Origin of the sequence: Streptomyces sp. NPDC056361, assembly GCF_042262805.1 — a bacterium.
Taxonomy (GTDB): domain Bacteria; phylum Actinomycetota; class Actinomycetes; order Streptomycetales; family Streptomycetaceae; genus Streptomyces.
Genome location: NZ_JBHJQI010000012.1, coordinates 84,836 through 101,119, shown reverse-complemented (window position 1 = coordinate 101,119; position 16,284 = coordinate 84,836). Strand labels below are relative to the sequence as shown.

Here is a 16,284-nt window from a genome sequence, read left to right as displayed (position 1 = left end):
CTGGTGCGTGCTCTCGGCGTGCCGGGTGGAAGTCCGCGTACTGGACGTACTCGGGCTTTCGCCCGGTGCGGCGAGAGCACGCACCAGGCGTCGCGGGGCAGACGGGAATGTGACGACAGGCCCTAGGGCCTGTGTCGGGCGCCGGGCCGACCGCGACCTGCCCGCTTCCGGCGTCCCGGGCGGCCGGTGGGCCCCGTTCCCCGTGTCCCCGGTCGGTTCGCGAAGGGGTGAACCCGCCGGGCGGGTGGGCGGCTCCGGGCCGATGATCGGGGCATGAGTCCCGTGCCGAAGACGCCCGACATCCGTCTCGCCCAGCAGCCGGACGCGGACGCGCTGCTCGGGCGGTCCCCGCTCGCCGCGCTCGTCGGCATGCTGCTCGACCAGCAGGTGCCGATGGAGTGGGCGTTCTCGGGGCCGTACACGATCGCCTCGCGGCTCGGCGCGGACGATCTGGACGCGCACGAGATCGCGGCGCGGGATCCGGAGGAGTTCGCGGCGCTGCTGTCGGAGAAGCCGGCGGTGCACCGCTACCCGGGATCGATGGCGGGGCGGGTGCAGCAGCTGTGCCGGTTCCTGGTGGAGGAGTACGGGGGCGACGCCGCCGCCGTGTGGGCGGGCGTGGCGACCGGGAAGGAGCTCCTCGGGCGCCTGGAGGCGCTCCCGGGGTTCGGGAAGCAGAAGGCGCAGGTCTTCCTCGCGCTGCTCGGCAAGCAGTACGGGGTGCGGCCGAAGGGCTGGCGGGAGGCGGCGGGCGCGTACGGCGAGCAGGGGTCGTACCGCTCGGTGGCGGACGTCACGGGGCCGGATTCGCTGGCCAAGGTGCGGGCGCTCAAGCAGGAGACGAAGGCTGCGGCGAAGGCGGCGAAAGCCGCCAAGGTGGTTAAACCACCCGGGAATTGATAATTCCACATGTCAATCCTGTTCAAGCTGACAGGAATTACGCAGAACCTGTTCACAGAATGCCCTGGATATCGCTAACTTCCCCTCAACCTCGTCCGTAACGGGAAGGACTTCTGTGAACGCAACCCAGCGCCGTGCCGCGGCCATCCTGGCCGCCGCCGCACTCGCCACCCCGCTGGTCCTCGCCTCCCCCGCCACCGCGGGGCAGGACCCCACGGCCGCACCCGCCCGCGATGCCGCCAAGCTGGCGAAGAAGCTGGTCCGCGAAACCACCGCACAGGACGCCTACAAGCACCTGCAGAAGTTCCAGGCGATAGCCGACTCGGCCGGCGGTCACCGCGCGGCCGGCTCCCTCGGCCACGACGCCTCGGCCGCGTACGTGTACACGCAGCTGAAGAAGGCCGGATACGACGTCCGCTACCAGAAGTTCGACTTCCAGTACACGCAGACGCTCGCCGAGAAGGCCTCCGTCGTCGCCCCCGCGCCCCGCACGCTCGACATCAAGGCGATGACGTACACCAAGTCCACCCCGGTCGGCGGCATCACCGCGGCCCTCGCGGCCGTCCCCGTCGACGCCGACGGCACCACCGGCTGCGAGCCCGGCGACTTCGCCGCCGGCACCTTCACCGGGAAGATCGCGCTGATCAAGCGCGGCGGCTGCACCTTCGCGGCCAAGCAGCAGAACGCCGCCGCGGCCGGAGCCGTCGGCGCCGTCATCTACAACAACACCGCGGGCGCCCTCTCCGGCACCCTCGGCGACCCGGCCGCCGGAAAGATCCCGACCGGCGGTCTCACCCAGGCCGAGGGCGTCGCGCTCGCCGCCGACCTCGCGAACGGCCCGGTCTCGCTCTCGCTGGAGATCCGCCAGCTCAGCGAGCTCCGTTCCACCAACAACGTCATCGCGGAGACCCGCGGCGGCAACGCCGCCAACACCGTGATGCTCGGCTCGCACCTCGACTCCGTCACCGCCGGCCCCGGCATCAACGACAACGGCTCCGGCTCCGCCGGCCTCCTCCAGACCGCCCTGGAGCTCGCCAAGTCGAAGGACAAGGTCCGCAACAAGGTCCGCTTCGCCTGGTGGTCCGCGGAGGAGAACGGCCTCCTCGGCTCCGAGCACTACGTGAACACCCTCACGGCGCTCGACAAGGGCGAGATCAAGCTCTACCTCAACTTCGACATGATCGCCTCGCCGAACTACGGCCTGTTCGTCTACGACGGCGACGACTCGGACGGCGTCGGCGCCGGTGCCGGCCCCGAGGGCTCCGCGCAGCTGGAGCGCGACATCACCGACTTCATGGACAAGCGCGGCCTCCCGCACGAGGGCACCGACTTCAGCGGCCGCTCCGACTACGGCCCGTTCATCGAGGTCGGCATCCCCTCCGGCGGCACCTTCACCGGCGCCGAGGGCATCAAGACCCCGGCCCAGGCCGCCCTGTTCGGCGGCACGGCGGGCGTCGCGTACGACGTGAACTACCACGCCAAGGGCGACGACCTGAAGAACATCGACATGACGGCCTTCGAAGCCAACATCAAGGTCATCGCCAACGCCGTGGGCACCTACGCCCACGACATCTCCTCGCTGCGCAAGCCGGTCGACTCCGTCCCGACCACCGGCTCGGGCAGCGGCGGCGGCCTGCACGACGACCACGACGAGGCCACCGCCTAGTCACCGCGCGGCAGTCGCGCCGGCGCGGTCACCGCCGGCTCGGTCACCGCCGGCTCGGTCACCGCCGGCTCGGTCACCGCCGGCGGCGGGCGGTCCCGAAGATCGAACGGCTGATCTCCCGGCCCAGCTGGGTGCCGATCGACCGGGCCAGGGACGTGAAGATCCCACTGCCCACCACCTGTTCGGCCAGCGAGGGCTCCTCCTTCTGTCGGGGGGCCCTCGCTTCGGCCTTCGCGGCCTCCTTCTCGGCCTCCTTCGCGGCCTTCTCCGCCTCCTCGGCGGCCGCCGCCTCCAGGGCCGCCGCCTCCGCCGCCCGCTGCTCGGCCGTCAGCCTCTCGTACGCCGACTCGCGGTCCACCGCCTCCGCGTACCGCCCGTACAGCGGCGAACCCTTCACCGCCGCGTCCAGCGCCGCCGCGGCGACCGGGCCCATCAGCGACTCCGGCGCCCGCAGCCGCGTCGCCGCCACCGGCGTCGGGGCCCCCTTCTCGCTCAGTACGGTGACCACCGCCTCGCCCGTACCGAGCCCGGTGAGCACCTCCTCCAGGTCGTACGGAGACTTCGGGAAGGTCCGCACGGTCGCCTTGAGGGCCTTGGCGTCGTCCGGGGTGAAGGCGCGCAGCGCGTGCTGCACCCGGTTGCCGAGCTGCGCGAGCACGTCCGCGGGGACGTCCTTCGGGGTCTGCGTCACGAAGAAGACGCCGACGCCCTTCGAGCGGATCAGGCGCACCGTCTGGGTGATCGACTCCAGGAACGCCTTCGACGCCCCGCTGAACAGCAGGTGCGCCTCGTCGAAGAAGAAGACCAGCTTCGGCTTCTCCGGGTCGCCGACCTCCGGCAGGTCGCCGAAGAGGTCCGCGAGCAGCCACATCAGGAACGTCGAGAAGAGCTGCGGCTTGTCCTGCACGGCCGGCAGTTCCAGGACCGAGACGATCCCGCGCCCGTCCTCCGCCGTCCGCAGGAACTCGCCCGTGTCGAACTCCGGCTCCCCGAAGAAGCCGCCGGCCCCCTGCTGCTCGAAGGCCGTGAGCGCCCGCAGGATCACCCCGGCCGTGGCCGTGGAGAGCCCGCCGATCCCCTTCAGTTCGGCCTTCCCCGTGTCCGACACCAGGAACGCCACCACCGCCCGCAGGTCCTTGAGGTCGACCAGTTCGAGGCCCTTGGAGTCGGCGTAGTGGAAGATCAGGCCGAGCGACTGCTCCTGCGTCCGGTTGAGCCCGAGGACCTTGGAGAGCAGTACGGGCCCGAAGCTGGTCACCGTGGCGCGCACCGGGATGCCGGGGCCGATGCCCCCGAGGCCGTAGAACTCGCAGGGGAAGCCGGTCGCCCGCCACTCCTGGCCGACCTCGGCCGCGCGCCGCCTGACCCTCTCGCCGTCCTCGCCGGGGGCGGAGACCCCGGAGACGTCCCCCTTGATGTCGGCGAGGAAGACCGGCACCCCGTGCGCGGACAGCTGCTCGGCGATCAGCTGGAGCGTCTTCGTCTTGCCGGTGCCCGTGGCGCCGGCGACCAGACCGTGGCGGTTGAGGACCGGCAGCGGGATGCGGATCGGCGCGTCCGGGTGACATGCGCCGTCCCAGAGGAGCGCCCCCAGATCGAGTGCCGCGCCGTCGAAGGCGTACCCGGCGGCGATCTCGGCGGCGGGCCCCGCCACGGGGGCCGCGGCTTGTCCCGCCGGGTCCGGGGCCTGTGCTGCCGGGGCCTGTGCGGGTGCCGCCGGGTCCTGGGCCGCCGGGGCGGGCCCGGCCGCTTCGGCGGCCGGCGGCTGCTCGCTGACGCTCATGACGGGACCCCGATTTCGGTTTTGTCACGGTTTGCACCAGCATCCCACTGCTCTCGCGTGGCTGCGCCGGAAGCCGCTCGCCCGGTAGGCTTTCCGTGTGATCTTCAAGCGCATCGGTAACGGAAAGCCGTATCCCGACCACGGCCGGGAAAGCACCCGGCAGTGGGCGGACGTCGCCCCGCGCCCGGTCCGCCTCGACCAGCTGGTCACCACCAAGGGCCAGCTGGACCTGGAGACGCTGCTCGCCGAGGACTCCACGTTCTACGGCGACCTCTTCGCGCACGTCGTGAAGTGGCGCGGCGACCTCTATCTGGAAGACGGGCTGCACCGCGCCGTGCGCGCGGCGCTCCAGCAGCGCCAGGTGCTGCACGCCCGCGTCCTCGAGATGGACTGAGACGGAGCCGGCCGGCCCCTCTCCGCTGACCCTTTCGGGGTCAGTTCGCCCCCATCCGGACGCGATCACATGATCATCAAGTAGGCATCGCCGACGGGCGGCACTACGCTGCGTTCATGAGCATGCTCACTCCCCCCGGAATGGGCGGAAAGTACCGCATCACGGGGGACGTCTACCCGCGCATGCGCCGCCCCCACCGCCGGCGCAGGATCGTCCTCGCGTCCGCCGCCGCAGTGGTCGTGCTCGGCGCGGCCGGCTGGGGCACGCTCCAGCTCGTCGACGTCTTCTCCGGCGGCGACGGAACGAAGGCGACCGCCGGCAAGCAGGCCGACTGCAAGCCCGTCGCCAAGGCGACCACCGCGCCCGCCGTCGCCCTCCCCAAGCCCGGGCAGATCACGGTCAACGTCTACAACGCGACCCCGCGCAGCGGCCTCGCCAAGACGACCGCCGACGAGCTCAAGAAACGCGGCTTCAAGATCGGCAAGGTGGGCAACGCGCCCGCCGCCTACGACAAGAAGGTCCCCGGCGCCGGCCTGCTCCTCGGCGCCCCCGCGGCCACCAAGGGCGCCTTCCCGGTCCTCGGCACCCAGCTCGCGGGCGCCACGACCAAGACGGACACCCGGGGCACGACGGACGTCGACCTGATCATCGGGACCGCGTTCAAGACGCTCTCCCCGAAAACGACGGCGGACGCGGCCCTGGTCGCCCTGACCAAGCCCGCGCCCGTACCGACCGGAAAGTGCTGAGGAGCCACTCGGCGGAGCCGAGCGCGACTTCCACTCGGCGGAGCCGACCGTGACTTCTATTCGGCGGAGCCGTACATGCGGTCGCCCGCGTCGCCCAGGCCCGGGACGATGTAGCCGTTCTCGTTGAGGCGCTCGTCGACCGAGGCCGTGACGACGGTGACCGGCGTGCCGGCGAGCTCGCGCTCCATGACCTCGACGCCCTCCGGGGCGGCGAGGAGCACCACGGCGGTGACGTCGTCCGCGCCGCGCTTGATGAGCTCCTGGATCGCCGCGACGAGCGTGCCGCCGGTCGCCAGCATCGGGTCGAGGACGTACACCTGGCGGCCGGAGAGGTCCTCCGGCATCCGCGTGGCGTAGGTCGACGCCTCCAGCGTCTCCTCGTTGCGGATCATGCCGAGGAAGCCGACCTCGGCGGTCGGGAGCAGCCGGACCATGCCGTCGAGCATGCCGAGCCCGGCGCGCAGGATCGGGACCACCAGCGGACGCGGGTACGACAGCTTCACGCCGGTCGTGGGCGTGACCGGGGTCTCGATGTCGACCTGCTCGGTCCGGACGTCCCTGGTGGCCTCGTAGGCGAGCAGGGTGACCAGCTCGTCGGCGAGACGGCGGAAGGTCGCGGAGTCCGTGCGCTTGTCGCGCAGGGTGGTGAGCTTGTGGGCGACCAGGGGGTGGTCGACGACGTGGAGACGCATGACCCAACAGTAGCCCGCCGCGCACTGGCGTCGACCCACGCCGCTGGGGGAAGGTGGGGGCACAGGGACCCAGCGATGGGGTGGTGTGGCCGATGCCCGACCTGGAAGAACCGGCCGACGGATCCGCCAAGAGGGCGGCCCGGACGCCGGTACCGGAGACCGACGCGGAGCGCCGCAGGCGCCGCGCCCAGTTCCTCCGCGAACTCAACGAGGCCAAGGCGCTGCGCGAACGCGTGCAGCCGCGGCGCGCCCGGGCCGCCCGGATGCGCCAGGCCATGCGCATGCGGACCTTCCGCTGGTGAGGGCCGCGGGACCCGCCGACGGCGGGGAACAGGCCGGGCCCGGCCGTGCGCCCCCTGTGTGCGCCGGGGTCGCACGCCCGCCCGATGGCGGTGTCGTTCAGACTGATGCACGACGCAAGGACCGAAGACCTCTCCTGCGCGCCCTGTTTCTGTCACGATGCCGATTGGGCGGGGCACCAGGAGCGCGCCGCCGGAACGTCACACCTCTGATCAGTGGGAGAGAGTCAGGTGTACTTCGCCGCACTGCTCGCGCGCACCGAAGACGGGTGGGAAGCGAGCGACACGGAGCTCGACGACGTGGAGACCCTGTCGGATCTGGCCGAGCTGGCCCGTGAGGCCTCGGACGACGACACGGTGATCGTCTACATCGAGCAGGAGGACGCGTGGTTCGGGATCGTACGGATCGAGGGTGAGGAAGACCCTCGGATCTACGTCTCGGACGGCGCCGCCGCCGCCCGTTCCTCGTACGGGGAGATCCTCACCCGGGAGATCCTCGGCGACGACCTCGACGCCGAGCTCGACGAGCTGGCGTCCCTGGACCTGGACGGCACGGAGGACGGGGAGCCGCTCTCCGACGAGGCCGACGGGGACGACGAGGACGGGGACGAGGCCGCCGGGGCCGTGCCGTCCGCGCCCGTCGGCGACTCCCTGGTCCTCGCGGACCTCGGCCTCTCGGAGCGCGAGCTCCGCGCCCTCGACAGCGACGCCCTCTCGGTGATCGCGGACGCGCTGGGCGCGTCCGAGGTCCTGGAGGCCGTGCGCTAGTGGCACGAGCGGTACCAGCTCCGACCCCCGGAACCGATCCCGTACGGGACGCCCCCGGGGCCGACCGCACGGGGGACGCCCCCGGGACCGACCGTGTCCCGGGGGCCCTTCCCGATCCCGTACGGGACCCCTGGCGGGACGCCATGCGGCTCGCGCTCGCGGAGGCCGACGCGGCCGGTCCGGCCGGCGACGTGCCGGTCGGCGCGGTCGTGCTCGGCCCGGACGGGGAGGTCCTCGCACGGGCGCACAACGAGCGGGAGGCGGCCGGTGACCCCACCGCGCACGCCGAGGTGCTCGCCCTGCGCCGGGCGGCCGCCGTCACCGGCGAGTGGCGTCTGACGGGGTGCACGCTCGTCGTGACCCTGGAGCCGTGCGTGATGTGCGCGGGCGCCCTCGTCCAGTCCCGGGTCGAGCGGGTGGTGTTCGGCGCGCTCGACGAGAAGGCGGGCGCGGCCGGCTCGCTCTGGGACCTGGTGCGGGACCGGCGTCTCAACCACCGCCCCGAGGTGATCCACGGCGTGCTGGGCGAGGAGTGCGCGGAGCAGTTGACCGCCTTCTTCCGCGCCCGCTGACCCCCGCTCCGACCTGGCCTTCGATACGGATTTCATCGCAGCGGAAGTTTCGGCTAAGCTCTCTCTCGGTAGCGTGTCCGAGCGGCCGAAGGAGCTCGCCTCGAAAGCGAGTGTGGGGAAACTCACCGAGGGTTCAAATCCCTCCGCTACCGCTTCGATCGAAGGGCCCGGCGCATCAGCGCCGGGCCCTTCGGCGTGTCCGGGGGCGCGGGAGCGCGTACGGGGGAGAGCGCCCGGGCGCGTACGGAGAAGGCCCCTGCGCACGCGGAGAAGGCCCCGGTGCGCGCTCGCCGCGCGGCCGGGGCCTTCTCCGTAGGACGGGGGGAACGGCATCGGGGGGACAAGCCGTTCCCCCCGATGAGAACCGGACCTGCAAGTCCTGCGCCGCGTTCAGGGGGGGAAGCTCGCGGCGCGGACCCCGCAGTGCGGGCCGGTTCCAGGAGCCCTTCGGATTCCTGCCAGATCCTCCGGGCTCGACATCCATACTGCTCGCCCGTCACCCTTCCGGGGGGTGGCAAAGGGCCTCGATCTCCGGGTCCTTGGTCCATAAAGGCTCGGTTAGAGTGGCGCGGTCGTACGGCGGGGGAACAGGGGAGGGCTGGGCAATGGTGCAAGCGAAGAAGGTCGCGCTGTACGCGGTCGTGGTCTTTGTGCTGTACACGATCGTCACGTCCCCGGCCCGGGCCGCCGATCTCGTGCAGGTAGGGTTCGAGGGCATTTCCAGCGCCGCCCAGGGTGTCGGCGAGTTCATGACCGAACTCATCAACTAGGAGCCCTTCGTGATCCGCCATCTGGTCCTCTTCAAGCTCAACGACGGCGTCGCACGCGACGAGCCGCGTGTCGTCGCCGGCGTCGAGGCGTTCCGCGCGCTCGGCGGGCAGATCCCCGAGCTGCGGTTCTGGGAGTGCGACTGGAACATCACGGACCGGCCGATCGCGTACGACTTCGCCATCAACTCGGCCGTCGAGGACACCGACGCGCTGCAGCGCTACCTGGACCACCCCGCGCACCAGGCCGGTGTCGCGCAGTGGCGCGAGTTCGCCACCTGGGTGATCGCGGACTACGCCTTCTAGTCCTCGCCCGTCGAGGGGCCCCCTGCCGTCGTGGCGGGGGGCCTTTTCCGTGCGTGACCTCCCCTTTTTCCGCCAACATGCCCTCAACACGGGAGTATGCGGTGCTTGCACACAGTGGACATGTCTTGTGATGCTATGACCGCTTTTGACGGATGAGTTGACCGTAGTTGACCCAGTCGACCAGCAAGACCAGCCAAAGGGGTGGCGTGAACGTGCCGGCCAGTACAGCGCCTCAAGTCCCGCCCCAGCACGAGGCAGGCGGCGCGGACACCCCGCGCCCCCGCCCCCAGAGCACCCGGGGCGCCGACACCCGCGCGCTCACCCAGGTGCTCTTCGGGCAGCTCAAGAACCTGGAGCCGGGCACCACCGAGCACCACCGCGTGCGCGGGGCCCTGATCGAGGCCAACCTCCCCCTCGTGCGGTACGCGGCGGCCCGCTTCCGCTCCCGCAACGAGCCGATGGAGGACGTCGTCCAGGTCGGCACCATCGGCCTCATCAACGCCATCGACCGCTTCGACCCCGACCGGGGCGTGCAGTTCCCCACCTTCGCCATGCCGACCGTCGTCGGCGAGATCAAGCGGTACTTCCGCGACAACGTCCGGACCGTGCACGTGCCGCGCCGGCTGCACGAGCTCTGGGTCCAGGTGAACGGCGCCACCGAGGACCTGACGACCGCTCACGGCCGCTCCCCCACGACCGCCGAGATCGCCGAGCGGCTGCGCATCGGCGAGGACGAGGTGCTCGCCTGCATCGAGGCCGGACGCTCGTACCACGCCACCTCCCTGGAGGCCGCGCAGGAGGGCGACGGACTGCCCGGACTGCTCGACCGGCTCGGTTACGAGGACCCCGCCCTGGCCGGCGTCGAGCACCGCGACCTCGTCCGCCACCTGCTCGTCCAACTGCCCGAGCGGGAGCAGCGGATCCTGATGCTGCGCTACTACAGCAATCTGACGCAGTCCCAGATCAGCCAGGAACTCGGCGTCTCCCAGATGCACGTGTCAAGGCTCCTCGCCCGGAGCTTCGCGCGTTTGAGATCCGCAAACAGAATCGAGGCGTAACCGGAACGGGTAGACCGGTTCGGAGCAGTTCTGCGCTGCCCCAAATGCCTTACACCCCTTGTTTCCTGCGGATATGCACCCTCATCTTGTCGACAAGTCACTACAGCGCGTTGCCGACATGTGACATTCTGCTGGAACCGAGTTTGCCGCAGCCCCGCCGCCGGTATTCAGGTGGAAGCTGCGTTCCTCAGATGGTCGCGGCCACCGCGACCGTCCGCGACCTCAAGGGGGTGGCATGTCCACAGAACTGGGCAGCTCGAAGGTGCTCACGCTCACGCCCGTTCCCGTGCCCACGCAGACGACGGCGCCGACCGCGCAGGAAAGCGCCGAGGCCATGCCTCCGCCGCCCGTGGTCGTGCCGTCGGGAGCCCTCGACACCCGCACCCTCTCCCGCTCCCTGTTCCTGAGGCTGCGCGCACTCGACACCGAGGGCGCCGCCGCCGACAGCCCGGAGCGGACCTACGTCCGCGACACCCTCATCGAGCTCAACCTCCCCCTCGTGCGGTACGCAGCGGCCCGCTTCCGCTCCCGCAACGAGCCGATGGAGGACATCGTCCAGGTCGGCACCATCGGCCTCATCAAGGCGATCGACCGCTTCGACTGCGAACGGGGCGTGGAGTTCCCGACGTTCGCCATGCCGACCGTGGTCGGCGAGATCAAGCGCTTCTTCCGCGACACGTCGTGGTCGGTGCGGGTCCCGCGCCGCCTCCAGGAGCTGCGCCTCGCCCTCACCAAGGCCAGCGACGAGCTCGCGCAGAAGCTCGACCGCTCCCCCACCGTCCCCGAACTCGCCGCCGTGCTCGGGGTGTCGGAGGAGGACGTGGTCGACGGCCTCGCCGTGGGCAACGCGTACACCGCCTCCTCGCTCGACTCCCCCTCACCCGAGGACGACGGCGGCGAGGGCTCGCTCGCCGACCGCCTCGGCTACGAGGACACCGCCCTCGAAGGCGTCGAGTACCGCGAGTCGCTCAAGCCGCTGCTCGCCAAACTCCCGCCCCGGGAACGCCAGATCATCATGCTGCGCTTCTTCGCCAACATGACCCAGTCGCAGATCGGCGAGGAGGTCGGCATCTCCCAGATGCACGTCTCGCGCCTGCTCACCCGCACCCTCGCCCAGCTGCGCGAGGGCCTCATCTCCGACTGACCCTCCGCTCCCGGTGGCCGACTTCCGCAAAACACGGGCTTATTGACGGATCGTCAGACACACTGGGTCCATGAGGCCAAGGAAGCCGGGACCGGGGCCCGGACTCGTGGCGATGGCGCTCTGCCTCGGCGGAGCGCTGACCGCGTGCGGCGGCGGAGACGGCGAGGGGTACGCGGCGGTGGGCGCCGGCCCCTCGCCCAAGGGCGCGGTCGCCCCCTCGGGCGCCGTCACCCTGGTCCCCCTGGACGGCCCCACGACTCCCGGCCTGACCTCCAGCACGTCGTCCCCCTCACCCGCACCGCCCGGCACCCCGCCCACGGCCGGGAACGGGGCCTCGGGCGGCCCCTCGGGCTCCCACGGAAACGGCTCCGACCCCTCCCGTACGGGAGCAGGCCCGGGATCGGGGTCGGGGTCCGGTACGGGATCAGGCGTCGGACCAGGAGCCGGTTCCGGGCCCGGATCGGGCACGCCTCCGACGGCCGCGCCCGGAACCGGCGGCACGGCCACCCCGCCCCGTACCCCCTCCGCGACGCCCGGGCCCCCGGCGCCCGGCACCGGCACGCCCGCGCCGTCCCCCACGCCGACGCCCGCGCCCGGGCCCGCCGTGCTCACCGTCTCCGCCCCCGGCCTCGCGGACGACGACCGGCGCTGGTGCGAGCGGGTCACCGTGACCTTCCGCAACACCGGGGGATCCGCCGCCACCTCGGGCACGGCCACCTTCGCCACCCACGTCATCGGCGCCCTCGGCGTCGACTGGGCGACGATCACCTCCCGCCAACCCCTCCCCACCCCGATCGCCGCCGGAACCGCACGCACCGAGACCTACACCGTCTGCCTCGACTCCTGGCGCGTCCCCCTCGGCATGCACATCGACACCCGCTCCGTCACCGCCGCATGGCAGTGACCGGCACCTCCGCGAACTCCACCGGCCGCTCCACGCACCCGACGCGGCTTCACGCGTCGGGGTAGCGCACCTCGGTCAGGTGCTCCGAGAGCTCCCAGAGGCGACGGCCGGTCGCCGGGTCGGCGGCGGCGTCGGAGAGGCGCACGCGGGTCGGGGCGCCGCGGAGTTCGGCGGGGCCGCCGGGGCCGATGAAGTCGCCGCCCGTCACGTCGGTGGCGGTGGCCGCATACAGCTGCGGCAGGGCGCCGCGCTCGGGGCGCTGGGCCAGCAGCGGGTTGCCGACGTACCCGAGGACGAGCCGGGCGAGGCCGGAGGTGTCCTTGGTCTGGAGGTTGGTGGCGGTGTAGCCGGGGTGCGCGAGGACGGCGCGGACGGGGCTGCGGGTCGCGACGAGGCGGCGGTGCAGTTCCCGGCCGAAGACGGCGTTGGCGAACTTCGACTGGTTGTAGAAGGCCATGGGCGCGTAGTCGCGTTCGCCGGCGAGGTCGTCGAAGCGGAGGCTGCCCTGCCGGTGGTTGATCGAGCTGACCGTGACCACCCGGGGTTCGCGGCTGGCGGCGAGCAGGTCGAGCAGGAGCCCGGTGAGCGCGAAGTGGCCGAGGTGGTTGACGGCGAACTGGAGTTCGTGGCCCTGCGGGCTGAGCGTGCGGGGCGGGGCCAGCACCCCCGCGTTGTTGACGAGCACGTCGAGGCGCGGGTGCTCGGCGCGCATCCGGTCGGCGAAGGCCCGCACCGAGTCGAGGTCGGCGAGGTCGAGCCGTCGCACGTCGAGGAGGCCCGGCTCCGCCCCGGCCGCCGCGAGGCCGGCGGCGGCCGCCCGACCCTTCTCCTCGTCCCGTACGGCGAGGACCACGTGGGCGCCCCGGAGGGCGAGCGCCCGGGTGGTGGCGAGGCCGAGGCCGCTGTTGGCTCCGGTGACGACGAAGACCCGCCCGGTCTGGTCCGGTATCAGGTCGGCGGTCCAGCGTTGCTTCCTGGTCATGCGGCACACGCTGCCCTCTGTGTCACCCGGTGTCAAGCATGACTCTAGATGTCATCAAAGGCACCGCGGTACCATCGGGTCGTGACCACCCGCCCCGAGACCAGCCTCGCCCAGCGCAAACGACAGCTCGTCGCGTCCGAGCTCACCGAGGCCGCCCTCCAGCTGTTCGCCCACAAGGGCTTCGACGCGGTGACCGTCGACGAGGTCGCGACCACGGTCGGGGTCTCCAAGCGGACCTTCTTCCGCTACTTCGCGTCCAAGGACGACGTGGTCGTCCAGTTCCTGGCCGGCATGGGCGCCGACATGCGGGAGGGACTGGCCGCCCGGCCCGCCGGAGAGCGGCCGTCCGAGGCGCTGCTGCACGCCGTCTCCGTGCCACTGGCCGCCTGCGGCGACCACGCCGAACGGGTCCTGCCGGTGGTCCGGCTGATCCTGCGGACCCCGTCCCTGCTCGCGCGCTTCCTGGAACACCAGGCGCAGTGGCGCGAGGAACTGACCGGGGAACTGGGCTCCCGCCTCGGCCTCGACCCGGAGGCCGACCTCTACCCCCGACTGGCCGCGGGCATGGCGCTCACCGCCTTCGACGCCGTCCTGCGCCGATGGAGCGCCGGACAGGCCGCCGAGGCCGCCTCGGATCCGGGTGCGCTGATCGGGCAGGCCTTCGCGATCCTCGCGCCGGCGCTGGACGGACGGGAGTCGTAGAGGCCCGCCGGACCCCCCTCCGCCCCGCCACCTCGGAGCGGTGGGCGGCGCCCCCGCCGACGCGGAAGAAAAAGAAGGGTGGGCCGGTCCGCGAGGTGCGGAGTCGGCCCACCCGGGGGTGCGGGAGGTGCGGCGTCAGCCGAGCGCCAGCCAGGCGACGGCCGCGAGGACGACGATCACCGCGACGACGCCCACGATCACGCCGACCTTCGGGCCGCCGCCCGAGGTGGTGACGGTCTGGGGCTGCCGCTGTTGCGGGGTGCCCTCGTCGACGAAGGCGCGGAACATCTGCGTGCTGCCGGCGGGGTCGTAACCCTCGGGGCCCTGAGGGGGCTGGCCCTGGCCGTACGGTGCTTGGGGGTTGTGTGCCATGGGCCAGGACCCTAGCGAAAGGGGGCCGGTGGCCCCAACCCTCCGGCCCGCCCCCCGCCTTTGCCGATTCTTTAGCGCCGTTTGACCGATTTAGTTTGCCTGAAGCAACCATCCATCTCTATGGTTGCCCTAAGCAACAAGATGGACGGGGGTGCGCGATGGCGACACGGAACCGGTACGAGGACCTCGCCCGCTCGGTGAGCGCGATCGGGGCCGTGAAGCGCGGACTCGCCCGCGTCCTGCCCGTCGCATGCCAGGGCGGCTCCGCGGCCGTGCTCGCCCTGGTCAAGCACCACGGCGACATGCGGATGAGCCGGCTCGCCGAGCTGATGGCCGTCGACATGTCCGTGTGCAGCCGCCATGTCGCCCACACCGTGGAGCACGGCTGGATCGAGCGGCTGCCCGACCCGGACGACAAGCGCTCCCGCATCCTGCGACTCACCGAAGCGGGCCACGCGATGCTCGGCGAGCTCGACCGCCGGGTCACCGAGGCCTTCTCCCGCCACCTCGCGGAGTGGTCCGACGACGACGTCGAACTCCTCACCCACCTGCTCGTCCGCCTCCGCGAATCCTTCGGGGACTGCCGGGCCCACCACGCTTGAGAAAAAGGAAGTTCATGGCTACGACCACGCCCGACACCGGTGCGCGGGACGGCGTCACCGGCAGCGGTGGCGGCGAGACCGCCCCGATGACGCACCGGCAGATCATGGAAGCGCTGTCCGGGCTGCTGCTCGGCATGTTCGTCGCCATCCTGTCCTCGACGATCGTCTCCAACGCCCTCCCCCAGATCATCACCGACCTCGGCGGCGGCCAGTCCGCGTACACCTGGGTGGTCACCGCCGCCCTCCTGGCGATGACCGCGACCACCCCGCTCTGGGGCAAGCTCGCCGACCTCTTCTCCAAGAAGCTGCTCGTCCAGATAGCCCTGGTCGTCTACGTCGCCGGATCGGTCGTCGCCGGCCTCTCGCAGAGCACCGGCATGCTCATCGCCTGCCGTGTCGTCCAGGGCATCGGCGTCGGCGGTCTGACCGCCCTCTCCCAGATCATCCTGGCCGCGATGATCGCCCCGCGTGAGCGCGGCCGCTACAGCGGCTACCTCGGCGCGACGTTCGCCGTCGCCACCGTCGGCGGCCCGCTGCTCGGCGGCGTCATCACCGACACCGACTGGCTCGGCTGGCGCTGGTGCTTCTACGTCGGCGTACCCTTCGCGATCATCGCGCTGATCGTCCTGCAGAAGACCCTCAACCTCCCCGTCGTGAAGCGCCAGGTCAAGGTCGACTGGGCCGGCGCCCTCTTCATCAGCGCCGCCGTCTCGCTGCTCCTGATCTGGGTCACCTTCGCGGGCGACAAGTACGACTGGATGTCCTGGCAGACGGCCGTCATGGTCCTCGGCGCGGTCGCGCTCGGCGGACTCTTCGTCCTCGTCGAGTCGAAGGCGAGCGAGCCGATCATCCCGCTCCGCCTCTTCCGCAACCGCACGATCACCCTGGCCTCGCTCGCCTCGCTCTTCGTGGGTGTCGCGATGTTCGCCGGCACGGTCTTCTTCAGCCAGTACTTCCAGCTGGCGCGGAACGAGTCGCCGACGATGTCCGGCGTCCTCACCATCCCGATGATCGCCGGCCTGTTCGTCTCCTCCACCGTCTCCGGCCTGATCATCACCAAGACCGGCAAGTGGAAGGCGTGGCTGGTCAGCGGCGGCGCCCTGGCGGCCGGCGGCCTCGGTCTGCTCGGCACGATCCGCTACGACACGACGTACTGGCACATCGCCGTCTTCATGGCGGTCCTGGGCCTCGGCCTCGGCATGATGATGCAGAACCTGGTGCTCTGCACCCAGAACCAGGTGGCCCCCGCCGACCTCGGCGCCGCCTCCTCCGTCGTCACCTTCTTCCGCTCCCTCGGCGGTGCGATCGGCGTCTCGGCGCTGGGCGCGGTCATGGCCCACCGGGTCACGAACTACGTCAAGGACGGCCTGGCCGAGCTCGGCCCGAAGGCCGCGGGCGCCATGGGCCAGGGCGGCTCGGGCGGCGGCATCCCCGACATGGACAAGCTGCCGGCCCCGATCCGCACGGTCATGGAGAGCGCGTACGGACACGGTGTCGCGGACGTCTTCCTCTACTCGGCGCCGTTCGCGCTGCTCGCCTTCGTGGTGACCCTGTTCATCAAGGAAGTCGCCCTGAAGAGCAGCACCGTGAAGGCCGACGACAAGTAGAAGAGCTCCCGGCCGCGCTT

19 protein-coding genes and 1 tRNA gene are annotated in these 16,284 nt (G+C 71.6%); 16 read left to right on the top strand and 4 right to left on the bottom strand.

Going from position 1 to position 16,284, the window contains the following annotated elements; genetic code table 11:
* The first annotated feature begins 273 nt into the window (after nucleotides 1–273).
* Both ACFCY7_RS06520 and ACFCY7_RS06515 read left to right on the top strand, forming a co-directional pair.
* Entirely contained in the window at nucleotides 274–900 is a 627-nt protein-coding gene (locus ACFCY7_RS06520) for an HhH-GPD-type base excision DNA repair protein (protein ID WP_376481876.1), read from the top strand.
* A 115-nt stretch (nucleotides 901–1,015) separates the two neighbouring features.
* Nucleotides 1,016–2,566, top strand: coding sequence for a M28 family metallopeptidase (locus ACFCY7_RS06515; RefSeq protein WP_376481874.1), 1,551 nt, complete (start codon nucleotides 1,016–1,018; stop codon nucleotides 2,564–2,566).
* A 73-nt stretch (nucleotides 2,567–2,639) separates the two neighbouring features.
* Here the strand turns inward: ACFCY7_RS06515 and ACFCY7_RS06510 are convergent, their stop codons facing one another.
* Complete coding sequence (locus ACFCY7_RS06510) at nucleotides 2,640–4,349, bottom strand: helicase HerA-like domain-containing protein (RefSeq protein ID WP_376481872.1); 1,710 nt, start codon at nucleotides 4,347–4,349, stop codon at nucleotides 2,640–2,642.
* Between the two features lie 97 nt (nucleotides 4,350–4,446).
* On the opposite strand from ACFCY7_RS06510, the gene ACFCY7_RS06505 reads away from it, so the two are divergent.
* Both ACFCY7_RS06505 and ACFCY7_RS06500 read left to right on the top strand, forming a co-directional pair.
* Entirely contained in the window at nucleotides 4,447–4,743 is a 297-nt protein-coding gene (locus ACFCY7_RS06505; RefSeq protein ID WP_017240525.1) for a type II toxin-antitoxin system VapB family antitoxin, read from the top strand.
* 116 nt (nucleotides 4,744–4,859) lie between these two features.
* Nucleotides 4,860–5,489, top strand: a complete 630-nt coding sequence (locus ACFCY7_RS06500; protein ID WP_376481870.1) for a LytR C-terminal domain-containing protein — start codon at nucleotides 4,860–4,862, stop codon at nucleotides 5,487–5,489.
* Between the two features lie 56 nt (nucleotides 5,490–5,545).
* Here the strand turns inward: ACFCY7_RS06500 and upp are convergent, their stop codons facing one another.
* Nucleotides 5,546–6,181, bottom strand: coding sequence for a uracil phosphoribosyltransferase (gene upp / locus ACFCY7_RS06495; protein ID WP_015034991.1), 636 nt, complete (start codon nucleotides 6,179–6,181; stop codon nucleotides 5,546–5,548).
* Between the two features lie 92 nt (nucleotides 6,182–6,273).
* Here upp and ACFCY7_RS06490 point away from each other — a divergent pair, with 92 nt between their 5' ends.
* The 9 genes from ACFCY7_RS06490 (at nucleotide 6,274) to ACFCY7_RS06450 (ending at nucleotide 11,999) form a co-directional block, all read left to right on the top strand.
* On the top strand, nucleotides 6,274–6,483 hold the full coding sequence (locus tag ACFCY7_RS06490) for a hypothetical protein (protein WP_376481868.1): 210 nt from the start codon (nucleotides 6,274–6,276) through the stop codon (nucleotides 6,481–6,483).
* A gap of 228 nt (nucleotides 6,484–6,711) precedes the next feature.
* Nucleotides 6,712–7,248, top strand: coding sequence for a hypothetical protein (locus ACFCY7_RS06485; protein ID WP_376481883.1), 537 nt, complete (start codon nucleotides 6,712–6,714; stop codon nucleotides 7,246–7,248).
* 143 nt (nucleotides 7,249–7,391) lie between these two features.
* Entirely contained in the window at nucleotides 7,392–7,820 is a 429-nt protein-coding gene (gene tadA / locus ACFCY7_RS06480; protein ID WP_376481881.1) for a tRNA adenosine(34) deaminase TadA, read from the top strand.
* Nucleotides 7,821–7,887: 67 nt separating this feature from the next.
* Nucleotides 7,888–7,972 (top strand) — tRNA-Ser (locus ACFCY7_RS06475).
* A 453-nt stretch (nucleotides 7,973–8,425) separates the two neighbouring features.
* Nucleotides 8,426–8,590 (top strand): hypothetical protein, encoded by a 165-nt coding sequence (locus ACFCY7_RS06470; protein WP_015034987.1) that lies wholly within the window; start codon nucleotides 8,426–8,428, stop codon nucleotides 8,588–8,590.
* A gap of 9 nt (nucleotides 8,591–8,599) precedes the next feature.
* On the top strand, nucleotides 8,600–8,893 hold the full coding sequence (locus tag ACFCY7_RS06465; RefSeq protein ID WP_093875008.1) for a Dabb family protein: 294 nt from the start codon (nucleotides 8,600–8,602) through the stop codon (nucleotides 8,891–8,893).
* 212 nt (nucleotides 8,894–9,105) lie between these two features.
* On the top strand, nucleotides 9,106–9,951 hold the full coding sequence (locus ACFCY7_RS06460; protein WP_376481866.1) for an RNA polymerase sigma factor SigF: 846 nt from the start codon (nucleotides 9,106–9,108) through the stop codon (nucleotides 9,949–9,951).
* Between the two features lie 235 nt (nucleotides 9,952–10,186).
* Nucleotides 10,187–11,095 (top strand): RNA polymerase sigma factor SigF, encoded by a 909-nt coding sequence (locus tag ACFCY7_RS06455; RefSeq protein ID WP_376481864.1) that lies wholly within the window; start codon nucleotides 10,187–10,189, stop codon nucleotides 11,093–11,095.
* A gap of 70 nt (nucleotides 11,096–11,165) precedes the next feature.
* Entirely contained in the window at nucleotides 11,166–11,999 is an 834-nt protein-coding gene (locus tag ACFCY7_RS06450; RefSeq protein ID WP_376481863.1) for a hypothetical protein, read from the top strand.
* Between the two features lie 49 nt (nucleotides 12,000–12,048).
* Here ACFCY7_RS06450 and ACFCY7_RS06445 read toward each other — a convergent pair whose 3' ends face one another.
* Nucleotides 12,049–12,981: an oxidoreductase gene (locus ACFCY7_RS06445; RefSeq protein ID WP_376481862.1), complete on the bottom strand. Its 933-nt coding sequence runs from the start codon at nucleotides 12,979–12,981 to the stop codon at nucleotides 12,049–12,051.
* An 81-nt stretch (nucleotides 12,982–13,062) separates the two neighbouring features.
* Between ACFCY7_RS06445 and ACFCY7_RS06440 the strand changes: the two genes are divergently transcribed.
* Nucleotides 13,063–13,683 (top strand): TetR family transcriptional regulator, encoded by a 621-nt coding sequence (locus ACFCY7_RS06440; protein WP_376481860.1) that lies wholly within the window; start codon nucleotides 13,063–13,065, stop codon nucleotides 13,681–13,683.
* 135 nt (nucleotides 13,684–13,818) lie between these two features.
* On the opposite strand, the gene ACFCY7_RS06435 is transcribed toward ACFCY7_RS06440, so the two are convergent.
* Nucleotides 13,819–14,055 (bottom strand): hypothetical protein, encoded by a 237-nt coding sequence (locus ACFCY7_RS06435; RefSeq protein ID WP_376481858.1) that lies wholly within the window; start codon nucleotides 14,053–14,055, stop codon nucleotides 13,819–13,821.
* 158 nt (nucleotides 14,056–14,213) lie between these two features.
* On the opposite strand from ACFCY7_RS06435, the gene ACFCY7_RS06430 reads away from it, so the two are divergent.
* Together ACFCY7_RS06430 and ACFCY7_RS06425 are read left to right on the top strand one after the other, a co-directional pair.
* Entirely contained in the window at nucleotides 14,214–14,657 is a 444-nt protein-coding gene (locus ACFCY7_RS06430; RefSeq protein WP_376481856.1) for a MarR family winged helix-turn-helix transcriptional regulator, read from the top strand.
* 14 nt (nucleotides 14,658–14,671) lie between these two features.
* Complete coding sequence (locus ACFCY7_RS06425; protein WP_376481854.1) at nucleotides 14,672–16,264, top strand: MDR family MFS transporter; 1,593 nt, start codon at nucleotides 14,672–14,674, stop codon at nucleotides 16,262–16,264.
* Nucleotides 16,265–16,284: the final 20 nt, after the last annotated feature.

Coding starts and splice junctions, on each gene's coding strand:
- ACFCY7_RS06520 (WP_376481876.1), top strand. CDS start 274: ATGAGTCCCGTGCCGAAGACGCCCGACATCCGTCTCGCCCAGCAGCCG.
- ACFCY7_RS06510 (WP_376481872.1), bottom strand. CDS start 4,349: ATGAGCGTCAGCGAGCAGCCGCCGGCCGCCGAAGCGGCCGGGCCCGCC.
- ACFCY7_RS06500 (WP_376481870.1), top strand. CDS start 4,860: ATGAGCATGCTCACTCCCCCCGGAATGGGCGGAAAGTACCGCATCACG.
- upp (WP_015034991.1), bottom strand. CDS start 6,181: ATGCGTCTCCACGTCGTCGACCACCCCCTGGTCGCCCACAAGCTCACC.
- ACFCY7_RS06490 (WP_376481868.1), top strand. CDS start 6,274: ATGCCCGACCTGGAAGAACCGGCCGACGGATCCGCCAAGAGGGCGGCC.
- tadA (WP_376481881.1), top strand. CDS start 7,392: ATGCGGCTCGCGCTCGCGGAGGCCGACGCGGCCGGTCCGGCCGGCGAC.
- ACFCY7_RS06470 (WP_015034987.1), top strand. CDS start 8,426: ATGGTGCAAGCGAAGAAGGTCGCGCTGTACGCGGTCGTGGTCTTTGTG.
- ACFCY7_RS06455 (WP_376481864.1), top strand. CDS start 10,187: ATGTCCACAGAACTGGGCAGCTCGAAGGTGCTCACGCTCACGCCCGTT.
- ACFCY7_RS06450 (WP_376481863.1), top strand. CDS start 11,166: ATGAGGCCAAGGAAGCCGGGACCGGGGCCCGGACTCGTGGCGATGGCG.
- ACFCY7_RS06445 (WP_376481862.1), bottom strand. CDS start 12,981: ATGACCAGGAAGCAACGCTGGACCGCCGACCTGATACCGGACCAGACC.
- ACFCY7_RS06435 (WP_376481858.1), bottom strand. CDS start 14,055: ATGGCACACAACCCCCAAGCACCGTACGGCCAGGGCCAGCCCCCTCAG.
- ACFCY7_RS06430 (WP_376481856.1), top strand. CDS start 14,214: ATGGCGACACGGAACCGGTACGAGGACCTCGCCCGCTCGGTGAGCGCG.
- ACFCY7_RS06425 (WP_376481854.1), top strand. CDS start 14,672: ATGGCTACGACCACGCCCGACACCGGTGCGCGGGACGGCGTCACCGGC.